Raw genomic sequence first — 12,567 nt, 5'->3', positions numbered from 1 at the left:
ACAGGATCCACACGTCCTTCCCGGAGCTAAACGTGCTTAGGTTTGGTGTTGAAGCGAGCCGCAACACCTGGGCGCTACTGATGACCGTCAGTAGCCAGCGGGGTTAAACCAATATTGATGTCATTATGTTGTCGGACTTACGCATATGCAAGCCAGGGGCCACCTGTTTCACACGATTGTAGTCAATTGACCGCCACTACTGCTCCCTCGGGAACTGTTGAGGGAATGGTAATCGAGGTTTGTCCGGACGATGGTGAAATCAGGAGGCCGGCACGGTTCACCCCTACGGCTGTCGACTGGGTGCGTTCAAAAAGTGCTGCAGGAAGCCCAACTGGTGCAGAAACTGCAATGAACGTGTAACTCTGGCCCATGGACAGATAGGCACTGACACCTGAAGGCTTCACAAACCATGATGGCAGGTTCAGCACCCCATCTTGAGGAATGCCGGAGTATCCGGGGTTATTTTTGGCATACTCGGCCGCAGCGGACCGATAAACGAGCATCTTCCGGCTCAAAGAGTCCAAGTCCGCCTGGTCTGAAAGCGCTGTTGAGTCATTTTGGTACTGTACAGACAGACTGGTGACCAGCAGAAGCACTGTGAAAACCGCCCAGTAGAACCACATGATTTGATCCTCAGTTAGCAATCCCAAGGGGGTGCTCGACCCAGGCCTTTTTGTCCTTGGGAAACTGAAAGTCTACGCGCCGTATTGGCAAGATTAAGTTATTGAACCAGTACGCAGTTACGGACGGTTTGCGGTCTGTCGTAAACGATGTTTAGGCAGTAGCTATAGCTCGAATATTGACCCACGCACCCGATAGAGCTCCAAGCGCCTCCGCCGAAGTCTATCGACCCGTCATAGGGGCATTTATACATAGGCGGTGTACTGCCTGCTTTCCACACCCCGGATTGGCAAGATAGTGTGAGGCCGGCTGAGTTCTTAGCTATGAGCTTGTTGTCGCTGCAGGCATCACCCTCATTAGCAAGTCCCCCGATCGACAGGTATTCGTTCGTTGCGAGCCGGCCGCTTGCTGTAATCGTGCTCGAGGAGGTGACCTTGCCAGCGGCTACTTCACCTCCAGTGGCGAGCCCCTTGTCGTTGAAAATGCGCACATAGTCAGCGTCAGACTGGTAGATGCCACCTCCCCATTTTTCGCTGTACCAGCCGGTATCTCCGCGGGTCCTGAACCAGCCTCCTGTGTAGGTTTCTCCGGACACGTTCGCCGTTGTTGCATTGAGCGTGCCCGTGTTGTTGATGTCGTTGCCGCCCATGTCGATGTGGGTATTCATCCTGTTGAGCTCAGGCCGGTTGGGTACTGCATTTCGATACAAGTAGTCGTTGGCCAGGTCACCGTCCATTAAAAATAGCGCGCTCGCTGTATGGCCTGGACCAGGGTTGATGGCGTAGTTGCTCAGTGCGAGCTGCCAGCCACCCCTAACCCCTTGGATGACATTCGGCGAGGTCGAGGAGATAAAACCGCCAGGGCCGCCCAGATGCTCAGCTATGCTCCGGATCCCGAGCTCTGGAATTGCCTGGCCACCGATTGATAGTGCGATGACTTCCAGCTGGTTAGGGTTTGGCTTGCGAGCCAGCCCGACAATGGTCTGGCCGAAGCTATTCGAATCAGTGAACCCCGCAGGCAAGTATTTTGTATTGATGAGCATCGGGACGGTGATTTGCACCGGAGCTGTCGCCGTCGCGTTGGCCAGGACGGTGCTGTAGTGGTCTTTGACGTATTTGCTGAGGGCTTCGGCGATGGTCTTCTGCTTATTTGCAGCAATTTCATAATCTTGCGAATCCTGCTGCCTGATGATCAAACCTGTCGCAAGTGTCGTCATCAGCGCTAGCACCACCAGCGCCATCACTGCATCAATGGTCAACATCCCTGCTTGTTTGCGTTTACTACTGGTCATTCCAGAGGCTCCTCGCAGCCTGGCTCGCTATGTCTTGCTCGAGCATCTGCATCTTGTCTGATCGGATCTTTTCTCTAATCCCGTTACTTTCGCTGGAGGCCAAGGAGAGACACTGCAGCTTGAGACGTTTGAATCCACTGCCGTCTTTCAGCAGCGTTTGATGAATGACGGCGATGAGCCCTTGAGCAAGTATCTGGAGTGCGTTCGGCAGCACTGGTTGGGCCAGCACGGCGAGACGCTCTATCCCCTGAATCACAGAGCCTGAATGCCCTGTGCAGATGATGAAGTGCCCGTTGATCGATGCCTGCACAACCTGTGCAGCTGTAGGGGTGTCTCGAACCTCACCGACAAGGATCATCTCGGCCCTGGTGCGAAGAGCCCGGATGAGTGCCTCCTCATAACCACCCTGGCGGCGCGAAACCGGAACCTGCACACACCTGCCTTCTCCATGCACGCCGTGCAACAGAGGCTCTGGAGGATCCTCGATCGTGAGAGCCATACCACCCCATTTTTCGAGACGTGCTTTGACCAGAGAGGCGGCACTTGAGGTCTTGCCCGATCCCATCTCTCCGCAGATGAAAATGAGCCCCCTAAGCGCTTGGCTTAGGAGCGTGTCGTGGAGCTCATCGGACAGCCCCAGATCATCCAGTGGAAGAATCTTTACGGCTGATTTACTCAACACAAAGAGGGACTTGTTGTTGAGGTCCGATAGCTGGGTAACGCGGAAAACAACACCCTCATGAATCAGCGAAAATTCTGGTTCCTGGGTTGCGGTGTAGTGTTTATGGCAGCGTTCACGTAGCACCTGGATCTCCTCTAGCCACTCTCCTGGAGCAGGTGCCCGAGGAGGGTGGTCAGGAAGTCCCTTCACGTCAGCGAAGCCGTCTCCGAGATAGAGGTCGACGAAGGTGGCTTCAGAGATCGTGCTCATACGGTGGTCCTTCACCTTGATTAGAAGAAGGTCCAGGCAATGGTATTGGTGTCGCTCGAGCAGCTCGTTGAAGCTGTCATCCCGAGGATCTCACCGGTAGTGGCAGAGCCTCCGTTGATTGCCGTCGTGGTCTTCTGGTCTTTTGCGACCTTTGTGGCAAGCACGATGCATGCGCTCTTCGGCAGGTTGGATTCGGTGATGGTGAAGGTCATGCCATTGCTCACGACGGTCACAGATCCGTTCCACTGGTTGACCAGGGTATTGCCATTCTTGCCCATGGTACCGGTGCCCTCGAGGTTGATGAGGGATGGAACCATATTGGCTCCGGACGTCCCGTAGCCGGCTGAGCCTTTGAGTTTTTTAGTGTTCGCGACCATGGTGCTGATGTTGCTCTGCTCGATCGCTGTGTCTGAGTTGCCGAGCATTGCCCAGGCGATTACGAGAATGAAGCCGAGTGCAACGGCGATCAGCATGAGCCAGAAAACGCCGTCAATCGAAAGAAAACCGCCTTGTTTTTTCGGGGAACGAATAGCCATGTCATTTACCTTTTTGACTGCTTAGAAATTTGCTGAGTCCATTACGCCACGGGCCATCTGGAAGATCCCGACTACGACCAGGATCATCAAAACGCCCATGCACACCGATGAAAATGCGATAAGGAACTTGGAGGTTGCCTCAACCTTTCGAAGGGTCTGCTCAAGCCAGCGGGATGCGAAACGCTCCATGGATTCGGCAAAGCCTTTGCGCACGGCCAGCACTTCCAGGTAATGAATGGCCATAGCGTCAGGAAATTTATGACCAGCAAGTTTCAGCGCTTGACCGAAGTTCTTGCCGGAGCGAACACCGTAGTGAATGGCGTCTAAGCGCTCTCGTAGCCATGGGGGAGCCCCCCGCTTTAGGATGGTCAGAGCGTCGAGCTGGTTGATGCCGCTGCGCAGCATCACTGACATGTTCATCAGAAAGATCGATCCATGAAGGACTTTGTAGATGCTCCATGGCGGTGCTGACTCCAGTTTCAGCCGCGCTTTCTGCAAGATCCTGCTCAACTGAATCTTCCAAGTAGGACTGGTTGGCTCGAGTGCAAGGCCGCAAAAGACAGGCAGTGTCAGGGTCGCGGTGAGAATGACGATCACCACCGAACCTAGGATGAAGAAGCCGTAATGGCTCACCAGATTTGAAAGGTGGTAGAGAAGCGCTGGTACTCCGGTCCAGGCATCTGGGTCTGAGCGCTTCGTCATCGACGGCACCATCCATAGTGCAATCACGTAAAGCAGTGCCCACATCAGACTCCAGGTCAAAGAAGGCATAGCAACCACCGACTGTATGAGTCGGGCAATTCGCTGACGTATCTCGATGATCCGCACACAGTCCCGGAATGCCTGAACCAGCTTGCCGGTCTCCTCACCGGTCTCAATGAGCGAGACCTCCTCGTAAGGCAGCCGGCGCCGGCAGGATTGGGCCAGGGACTTCCCTCCACGAACGGACATCGCGATCTCGGAGCAAACGATTGAAACTGGATGCAGTTCTTTACCGTCATTGCTGAAGGCCTTTTGCACTGTTTCAAGTGCTACCTCGATCGAAATACCGTCCTCGAGCACGCCCATCAGGCTCTCGTAGAACTGAATACGCTCCTTTTTTCCAAACTGGGCAGCGTAGAACCTGGCCACCCAGTCGCGTGTGGCCTCTTTGAGACCAGCGCTTAGATCCTGAAGTTGTTCAAGCATGGCTGAGCTCCACCAACTGGCGGTCAAAGTCCAGTGGGCCAATCAGTGTTTCAGCATGTCGCGGATCCACTGTGCCGGCTTTGATCTTTCTAATGGCGTGATCGATCTTGGTGATGCCGCCCATCTCCTTGACCCAGTGCCGGCGAGCAGCACTCGCTCCCTTCTCGGAGAAGATCTTCATGAAAAGCAGGTCTGTCATAAGGATCTCGGCCACTACGGTGCGGCCTGCCACCCCTAGATTTTTGCAATCAGGGCACCCTGGGCCGACCAGGTTCACCTGGTCGATGATCTGGAGTTGCTCCAGTCGTTCAAGTAGGCCTTGGCTTACGCTATCGAGATGATCTCGCAGGGGCACGCAGCAGGACTGACACAGCAAAGGGAGAAGCGACTGATTGATGAGCCCCGTTGTCAGCGCTGGATCGGTCACCAGGTAATCTGGTACACCCATGTCGATAAGGCGCTGGAGTGACGCAACTGCGTTGTTGGTATGCAGTGTGCTCCAGACCAAGTGGCCGGTCATTCCGCCACTGTAAGCGGCTTGTGCGGACTCGAGATCACGAATCTCACCGTACATGAGCACGTCTGGATCAAGCCGTACCGAGTTTTTGATCCCTGCTTGCCAGCTTTCACTAGGTCCCAGCGGGGACTGGTTGGCTTTGAGTGGGTATTCGGGAGGGTCCTCGATCGTGAGGATGTGGCGCGTGCCCTCGGTTTCTTCGAAGAGGAGATTCAGGTTGATCTGCAGCGACTTCGATTTACCGGATCCGGTAGGGCCGGTGATCAGATTGACGCCGTAGGGGAGGCTGCGCAGGCGTGCATACTGAGCAATCTGTTCAGGTAGAAAACCGAGATCCTCAAGCGATGCCTTCGACTCATCGTCGTAGAGCAGACGCATCACCATCAGCGGTCCATCGACTAACGGCCGGGTCGAAAGGCGAGCACCAAATAAACCGAGGGTTTCTACAAAGCTGCGGGCAACACGGGCATCTTGTGGGATGGTCGGCTGAAAGTGATCTTTGGTGACGTCGCACATGCTGTTGTACAGCGCAGAACACAGCTCCAGTCCCACGCCGCTTTTTTCCTGGGCTGCCTCCCACAGCAAGCCGTGGATACGATAAAAGATCTTGGTGATCTCATATCCGACCACGATGTGGATGTCGCTTGCTCCTCGCTTGTGTGCGTCCGCCAAGATCCTTAGTGCATGCGCTTGGCGGACAGTATCGACTTGATCTGAACCGATGGTCTGGCTTGATGCTTGATAGATCGACTTGATATCGGTCATCGAGCAAGGCTTGATCACGTACTCGAACTGCTCATGCTCGAGCTTATCCATGAAGGCCATGACATGCGGGTCGGCCTGGTGCTGCGCTGAAATATGCAGTGTGCCGTCTTCGGTCAGGGCGCAGATCTGTCGCTGGTCGGGTTTGAGCTCGAAGCGTTCTCCCTGCGCGGTTAGCACAAGACCAGAGAACTCGGAGGAGGCCGATATCGAACTCGTCAGTGGTGGGCTTTCTAAGATCGTCATGGACGCTGCTCCCACTGAGGTATGGCCTGGCCAGGTAGTGCTGTCGGGACCGCGGACACACCTGTTGGAGCTTGGTTGGAGAAGCCCAACTGGTAGCGCTTTCCTTTGCGCTCTACGGTTACTCCATCCAGGGAGACTTGGACCACCCGGTACCCACCAGGAATCTCCCTGCCGGCCGTGGTATCGAGCTCAATCCCCCCAGCAAATAGCAACGTTGCCTGCAGCTTCTTGGACGATCCGGAAATGGTCCGAACGACTGGTAGAGCTGGCTCGCCGGGCTCGCGAAGTATTGGCGTTGGCTGCGATGTCAGCCCTTCAAGTCCATCTACTGCAGTAGACGAGGGGGTCACAGCTGCGCCGATATCTCTTTCAGCTTTGGCACGCTCGGCCTGGGCTCTGTACAGAATCGTTTCGCTTTGTACCTTGCCGAGTTCACCCACGTTGATCCCAGAGAGATCGGGTGGAGATGCGGTCGCGTAAGAGCTGGCCAGGGCAAGCAAGCCAAGTAGCCATGAGTCATTTCGCATAGAGATCTCCTTTGACAGACCACATGAGGTGGCCAGCTTTGTATTCGGTCTTGATTTCGCGCAGCCGTAGCCCCTGGCTGGGCGCATCTCCGAGTGCGTCGTATGGAAGAACGCCGCTCACAACATCAAGCTGAAATTGCTTCCACTGCGGAGGTGGTGGAGGAGGGGGAGCAGGCTGCCCTGGAAGCGCCGGTTGTTGAGGCACAACGACAGGCACTTCTTTCAGCTTGGGTTCTTGTGAGAAGCGATGCAGCCAGGTTGAGAGGTCTGCAAGCGCGTCTATGGCGTCGATCAGAGGCTCATCGCCTGCAGCCGGCAGTGAAAGGCTGAACTGAAGGGTGGCTGAGTTACCTTCATCAAAGAACGCGGGGTTATCAGAGAAATATCCTTTGCTCGCATTGATGAGTTCTGCAGCGGTGCTGTTACCCGTCCGTTTGTAAGATGCTAGGACTTGATTCCCATCGCACTGGGCATCAGCGAAGGACCAGCCGGAGATGTTCAGCGGCAGTTGGTACAGCACTTCGCTGCAACCCTGGATGAACGTTGTGACGGACGGCAGTGTTGCCCAAGGGTGATCGAGGGCCTGAGCTGGCTGTTGCGTCCCAGTCTCGGCTTGGAGTTTCTCCAGATCTGCCAGACGACGCTTCTCTGCTTCGATCAGTGCTTCTTGAGCGATCCTTTGCTTGTGAGCATTCCACTGCAACCAGCCGATAAAGGCCCCGCCGATCAGTAGGCCGATAATGCTCAGTTGCAATATCTCTGCTTCGGAGAGGCCGAACACCAGTGGCCTGAGGCGATACTCGCGCTTGAGCTTTGAGGGGTGTAGTAACTCCTCGACGTCTAGAGGAGTACCACCCATGCCGAACTCTGTTGGCAGATACCAGGCTTCGAACTCAATGCCACGACTGCGTTGCTGAGAGACCCGCTTGCGAACTTCCGCTTCAGTACCCATGACGTCGCAACCCGGGATGACGCCTCCGTCATGCACCGCGACGACAGCGAAGCGATCATCCTCATCTGACACACGCCAGGCTGCTACCCATGACTCGCCCAGCTGGCCTGCCAAGGTGGAGGCCAGTGAGTACATTCCTTTCGTCACACCATCGTTTCGGGAGACGAAACCCGCTTGGATAGTCCGCGTAGACCGTCTAATGGTGACGATGTCGAGCTGGTTTTCCTTGCCGAATTGCCGGGCTTCTTTCATGTAGCCGGTGACACTATCTAGCGGCTGCCAGCGGAGTCCGGTCACGAATGTGTAGCCGCCGTGTGACAGCAGCTGTACTCGGGATCGGGTTGTCTTCGGCGCAGGGGCTTCTGAGCTCATGATCAGGCCCTTACAACGTATGGCAGGCACGCATAGGAGGCCTGCAGAAGGTTGAGGGGACGGTATTGATAGCCTGAGCTGTGACAGGAACCGGTGAAGGCTGGCTTTGGGTACTGGCGCCTAAGTCGTCAGGCAGCACCACAGGTGTCACCAGGACAACGAGAGCCGAATGATCGCTACTGCGTGTGCGGCTGCCACCCAGGCCGAAGAAACTTGCATCACCAACCCCTGTTTTGTTGGCGTTCTCGGTGTTCTCTTCGAAGCCTGTGAGAACCAGCGTCTGACCTGAGCGCAGTAGGACCTTGGGCGCTGCGTTCTTGGTGTCGAAGTCAGCAGTTTGGACACTGGAACCATTGCTGGTGAACGTCGTGAACGTTGGCTTGCTGCTCATGCTGATGCTGATCATCAGCAACATGTTGTCTCGGTCGATGATCTTCGGCAGCAGCATCATGTTGAAGCCACTGGTGATTGTTGCAGGCGTGAGAGAGGTGCTGGATCCGACCGATGCCGTGGTGGTGGTAGAGCTGGAGGCCACGTAACTTTTTACGTTGCCAATTTGGATAGGCGCCGGCTGTAGATTCAGGGTGGTGATGGAAGGCGAGCGAACGTCCGAGATCCGACCCTGTTCTGAAAGGGCCTGGATTACGGCGCTGGAGCCGGCCCAAGGCGAACTGGACGTGTCGAGGATACTGACAGAGCCGGAGATGGCATCGGTACTGATACCGGCGACCTTATTGGCGAGAGAGAGCCCCCACTTTCCTGAGACCGACTTGTAGACGGCTTTCCAGTTGACAGCGGTCTGGTCGCGATCGGTGAAGTTGACTTCGAAGATCTTGACGTTGAACAGCACCTGCCTGGTGATGTTTCGGTTTGTACTCTGCAGGTAGCTTGCGATGCGGTTGAGGACCTCAGGACGGTCACTTACGGTCAGCGTACCAGTCGAGCGCGAGAGGAAAATCCGCCCAGCAGGCTGGGTGCTGAGCATGGCTTTGACGTTGTTCTCGATGTCGCTGAGCAGCGATGTCTTGATCTGAACCGTTGTGCTTTGGTTACTGCCGGAGTCTCCCGATGCTCCAGTGCCAGACGAAGTGCCACTGGATCCGTTAGACCCACTCCCTGTCGAGGTGATCAACCCGGACTTGACGACACTTTCGATGACCTGGTCGTCACCAAAGGCCCAGACGTCGAAGGTCCTGGTGTCGAAGTAGGTGATTCGAGCACCCTGCAGCTGGGGATCGTAGTGCCAGGAAAGGCCCAAGCGAGACGTGACCTGGTTCAGCAGTGCTGAGACTGGGCCGGAGAACTTGATTCCACTGATCAGGCCAGGTGTACCCGATAGCAACTCGCTCTCCAAGCTTCTTGCGCCGCTAGGAAGGCTGCCTGCCAGCCCGGTTGGCATCAGCGCAGCCAAGTTATCCGGATTGCTCATGTTGACGGCAGGAGGAGCCGCAGCGGCGCTGCTGTTGCCGGGGCGGGAGGACAAGATGGATGGGTTTAGCGCATCGGGTGCGACAACCACCGGCAGGCCGGTTTCTCGCGTGATGAACTGAGCGACTTCAGAGAGAGAAACCGCCGATGCCGGTCGATAGGCAATGTCCCTGTCGAGATTCAGGGGGAGACCACGCTTGGTCACCAGTGGTTGGGTCGACACCCAGGGTTTTTCACTGAAAATGACGGTATCTCGAGCGGGCTCGGGCTGCTGGTTTTGGAGGTAGCCGTTGTACTGGCGAGCGGTTGACGCCTCGTTCTCTGCGCGACTCGCGGAGTCGTTCACACGCTGCACGGCGCAGCTGCTGATCAGGGGTAAGGTCACAAGGACCGCGGCCCAGCGAAACCGGAACAATGGAGTCATTTTTTCTTTCTCTCAGCGATATGTATGAGCCGCTGTGCAGCGCTGCCATCGACTACGAATGAGCGCGGCGCTTTGTCGTAGAGGGGGAACACCTGCTTGATTGCTTCTTCGAACGAGCCTTCAAAGCGCAATGGAGCAGCAATGGGGTAGTCCAGGTCCTCCGGCTCCCACAGCAACGTCCAGTTGGCCTTCTGTGCCCAGGCCTCAACGCTCTGGCGAAGAGTTGATCCGGTACTGGCCGTCCAGATCTCCGGCAGAGGCTTCGCTGGCACGGGGGCCGGCTTTGGGATGGGGGACTGTTGAGGCGCAGTGGTAACTGCAGGGGTGGCCTTCTTCGAAGCCTCTGCAGAGGAACTGGCGAGTGACGTAACTGGTGCAGCACTGGAGCTCGGAGCCGCGCTGGGCACCGCTTTAGGGATAGTAGGGCCGTCCTTGGCGGGTACCACTGGGGAAAGCGTTTGGGTGGTGGCGGATGACCCCTGCACACCCGTTGGCGTTACAGCTGTGATTGCCGAGGCGGAAGGCACGGCGGTTACAACAACGGCACTGGCCTTGTCAGCAGATGGAGGCGCCGGGGGCAGTGTGGTTGGCGACTTAGCGGCATAGAGCTGCGCAGATGAGGCGACCGGATCTGGTAACTGGTATCCCGGGCGCAGTACAAAGCAGACCTGCCGATTCACCTCATCGACTTTAACCTGCCAGGCAGGGCCGGCCAGAACCTGCAGCGTATTGCGCAAGGTCATAGGCCCAAGCTTGTACTGGGCAGCTGGAAGAGGGCGGGTGTACAGGATGTTGACGTGAGGCGTGCTCGGTGAGCAGAGCGTGTAACCCGACCGGTCCACGACGTAGAGCATGGCATCTCGAATGCTTGGGCTCATCCCTGAGGGGATAGTCACGTCGATGATCTGGGCCATGAGGTCCCGTTGGCTGGAACCAGGTTCGGTGCTGACCAGGGTGTAGCGGCCGTACCGAACAACGGGTTCTTTCGCTGGAACAGCACCATTGGGATACAGGTCCGGAGACAGCCACTCAGGATTGCGACTGCTATCGAACGCGGATGTCGGCTTGGGTGATTCAGCCTTTTGGCTCGCACAGCCTGCGATGAGTGCGACAAGCGAGAGAGTGGTCAACTGCCTGATCATTTAGGCCCCCTTTAATGATGGGGGCCACGATGACAGTCAGCCAAGAGACGCGCAGCCGGAAATGAATACTGGGCTGCTGAGCGTTTTTATTTGTGTTCAGCAAGTCATGAAAATTTGCGACCACGCCAAAAACAGCTATAAGTTCTTGTCGGGACAATATGGATTATGACTTTTATTTATAGGGAGAATGTAAGTGGGGAGGAAGATTTGTTTTGCACTCGTATTCCTACTTTCCGGTTTGGCTCACTTGCCTACTTGGGCGACCACTAATGCCGAAGCATACAGTGACTGCCTAGGTTATCAGAAATCAATGGTAATATTGTTTGGCCCCGGCCAGCAGTGTGTACTTGGTGTAAATCCATACAGCACAGTTGGCGCATATTCCTATGGATACTATACACCTTGGTATGGCACGTTTTATTCAAGAACGATTGATCAATACGCGGGAGTTGTTCCTGACGATCTGACAAAGACCGGTGGAGAAAGCTCCATTTGCGGAGTTGAGAATGTCTTCGTTACAGACCCTATTAATCCCTTGAATGGCAATGAGTACTTTGTTGACTCTGACTATGAGGGTGGGCGGGGACTGAGCTTTAAGCGCTATTACAACAGTATGGTCGGATCGTGGACGTATAGTTACTCAAGAAATCTTTTTATAAATAGTACGCGAATAAAATTAACCTTGGATGAAGGGGAAGGTATTGACTTTAAATTAGTAGGAGGCGCGTGGGTTGGCCCAAGGGGAGGCGGCAGTTTGACTGCGATTAATGGTGGGTGGGTGTTTGTTGGTAATACAAACGAGTCTAGCTATTTTAATAGTGCTGGACAGTTGACAAAGATTTCTACTCCCTACAACGAGATATCTCTTACCTATTCCTCCTATTACAGTACTGTAACCGTTACTAGTTCTTTAGGTGATACCGTAACCTTGGCCACTGATACGACGAATGGGTACGTTGCTTTGAAGTCTGCTGTTTTTCCTGGAGTGACCTTTACCTATCAGACCGACGCGAACGCATTTTTTACAGGGGTAACAAAGACTCGGGGCACAAATGTACTCAATAAGACTTATCTCTACGAGAAGCCGGGTAAGCCAAGATTGTTGACCGGCGTGATCGACGAGAGGGGAATTCGCTATGCCACTTGGGATTACGACGATCAGGGGCGAGCTATTTTTAGTGATACCGCAGGGATAGGTGCGGTTTCTGTTTCTTATGGTAATGACGGTTCTTCGGTGGTTACCAATGAACTCGGCAAGAAAACAACTTATAGAGCGGTGGCGTATGACGGTGTAAGGCGCGTATTGTCAGTGGATGGGGAGCCGTCACCTAACTGTCCTGCAAGTAATTCAAGCTACACATATAGTTCTGAAGGACAAGTTTCGACGAAAACTGATGCGCTCGGAGTAGTGACCTCTTATACCTACAATGGTCGAGGTCTAGAAATTGCTCGTACAGAAGCGAGCGGGACATCATTAGCTAGGGTGGTAACTACTGATTGGGATGCTTCCCTTCCGTTACCAACCAAGGTTGTTGGGCTTGGTCGTACAGTTACTTATACTTATGATAACAAAGGGCGAATATTAAGTCGGCAGGTTAAGAAAAACTAAACTAAATGACGAAAAGGGATT

General features: G+C 55.0%; 10 protein-coding genes. 1 reads left to right on the top strand and 9 read right to left on the bottom strand.

The genetic code is table 11. From position 1 onward, the window contains the following. Positions 1 to 182: 182 nt before the first annotated feature. The 9 genes from pilM to I9018_RS24675 all read right to left on the bottom strand — a co-directional run bounded on the left by pilM (position 183) and on the right by I9018_RS24675 (position 10,937). Positions 183 to 623: a type IV pilus biogenesis protein PilM gene (pilM, locus tag I9018_RS24715; protein ID WP_241107750.1), complete on the bottom strand. Its 441-nt coding sequence runs from the start codon at positions 621 to 623 to the stop codon at positions 183 to 185. A gap of 98 nt (positions 624 to 721) precedes the next feature. Next, a complete protein-coding gene (pilV, locus tag I9018_RS24710; RefSeq protein WP_241107749.1) occupies positions 722 to 1,912 on the bottom strand; it encodes a shufflon system plasmid conjugative transfer pilus tip adhesin PilV in 1,191 nt (396 codons plus the stop codon). Beyond that, positions 1,902 to 2,843 carry an ATPase, T2SS/T4P/T4SS family gene (locus I9018_RS24705; RefSeq protein WP_085597440.1) on the bottom strand — a complete coding sequence of 314 codons (942 nt, stop codon included), beginning with the start codon at positions 2,841 to 2,843 and terminating at the stop codon, positions 1,902 to 1,904. Before I9018_RS24705 ends, pilV begins: the two co-directional genes overlap by 11 nt. 20 nt (positions 2,844 to 2,863) lie before the next feature. Next, positions 2,864 to 3,379, bottom strand: a complete 516-nt coding sequence (locus tag I9018_RS24700; protein WP_085597439.1) for a type 4 pilus major pilin — start codon at positions 3,377 to 3,379, stop codon at positions 2,864 to 2,866. Between the two features lie 21 nt (positions 3,380 to 3,400). After that, positions 3,401 to 4,567: a type II secretion system F family protein gene (locus I9018_RS24695; protein WP_241107748.1), complete on the bottom strand. Its 1,167-nt coding sequence runs from the start codon at positions 4,565 to 4,567 to the stop codon at positions 3,401 to 3,403. Next, complete coding sequence (locus I9018_RS24690; protein ID WP_185700444.1) at positions 4,560 to 6,092, bottom strand: ATPase, T2SS/T4P/T4SS family; 1,533 nt, start codon at positions 6,090 to 6,092, stop codon at positions 4,560 to 4,562. Before I9018_RS24690 ends, I9018_RS24695 begins: the two co-directional genes overlap by 8 nt. Before the next feature lie 516 nt (positions 6,093 to 6,608). After that, a complete protein-coding gene (gene pilO2, locus I9018_RS24685; RefSeq protein WP_241107747.1) occupies positions 6,609 to 7,943 on the bottom strand; it encodes a type 4b pilus protein PilO2 in 1,335 nt (444 codons plus the stop codon). A gap of 10 nt (positions 7,944 to 7,953) precedes the next feature. Beyond that, a complete protein-coding gene (locus tag I9018_RS24680; RefSeq protein WP_241107746.1) occupies positions 7,954 to 9,795 on the bottom strand; it encodes a PilN family type IVB pilus formation outer membrane protein in 1,842 nt (613 codons plus the stop codon). Further along, positions 9,792 to 10,937, bottom strand: a complete 1,146-nt coding sequence (locus tag I9018_RS24675; RefSeq protein WP_241107745.1) for a TcpQ domain-containing protein — start codon at positions 10,935 to 10,937, stop codon at positions 9,792 to 9,794. The genes I9018_RS24680 and I9018_RS24675 overlap by 4 nt, the downstream gene beginning before the upstream one ends. A gap of 193 nt (positions 10,938 to 11,130) precedes the next feature. On the opposite strand from I9018_RS24675, the gene I9018_RS24670 reads away from it, so the two are divergent. After that, on the top strand, positions 11,131 to 12,546 hold the full coding sequence (locus I9018_RS24670; RefSeq protein WP_241107744.1) for an RHS repeat protein: 1,416 nt from the start codon (positions 11,131 to 11,133) through the stop codon (positions 12,544 to 12,546). The last annotated feature ends 21 nt before the right edge of the window (positions 12,547 to 12,567 follow it).

The organism is Pseudomonas sp. MPFS (assembly GCF_022537035.1).
Classification (GTDB): Bacteria; Pseudomonadota; Gammaproteobacteria; order Pseudomonadales; family Pseudomonadaceae; genus Aquipseudomonas; species Aquipseudomonas sessilinigenes.
Note: the sequence above shows the minus strand (reverse complement) of the source record. Positions and strands in the feature narration are given on the sequence as shown.

What these genes read in the sequence shown, in the direction of transcription:
- pilM (WP_241107750.1), bottom strand. Translation starts at nt 623, where the DNA reads ATGTGGTTCTACTGGGCGGTTTTCACAGTGCTTCTGCTGGTCACCAGT.
- pilV (WP_241107749.1), bottom strand. Translation starts at nt 1,912, where the DNA reads ATGACCAGTAGTAAACGCAAACAAGCAGGGATGTTGACCATTGATGCA.
- I9018_RS24705 (WP_085597440.1), bottom strand. Translation starts at nt 2,843, where the DNA reads ATGAGCACGATCTCTGAAGCCACCTTCGTCGACCTCTATCTCGGAGAC.
- I9018_RS24700 (WP_085597439.1), bottom strand. Translation starts at nt 3,379, where the DNA reads ATGGCTATTCGTTCCCCGAAAAAACAAGGCGGTTTTCTTTCGATTGAC.
- I9018_RS24695 (WP_241107748.1), bottom strand. Translation starts at nt 4,567, where the DNA reads ATGCTTGAACAACTTCAGGATCTAAGCGCTGGTCTCAAAGAGGCCACA.
- I9018_RS24690 (WP_185700444.1), bottom strand. Translation starts at nt 6,092, where the DNA reads ATGACGATCTTAGAAAGCCCACCACTGACGAGTTCGATATCGGCCTCC.
- pilO2 (WP_241107747.1), bottom strand. Translation starts at nt 7,943, where the DNA reads ATGAGCTCAGAAGCCCCTGCGCCGAAGACAACCCGATCCCGAGTACAG.
- I9018_RS24680 (WP_241107746.1), bottom strand. Translation starts at nt 9,795, where the DNA reads ATGACTCCATTGTTCCGGTTTCGCTGGGCCGCGGTCCTTGTGACCTTA.
- I9018_RS24675 (WP_241107745.1), bottom strand. Translation starts at nt 10,937, where the DNA reads ATGATCAGGCAGTTGACCACTCTCTCGCTTGTCGCACTCATCGCAGGC.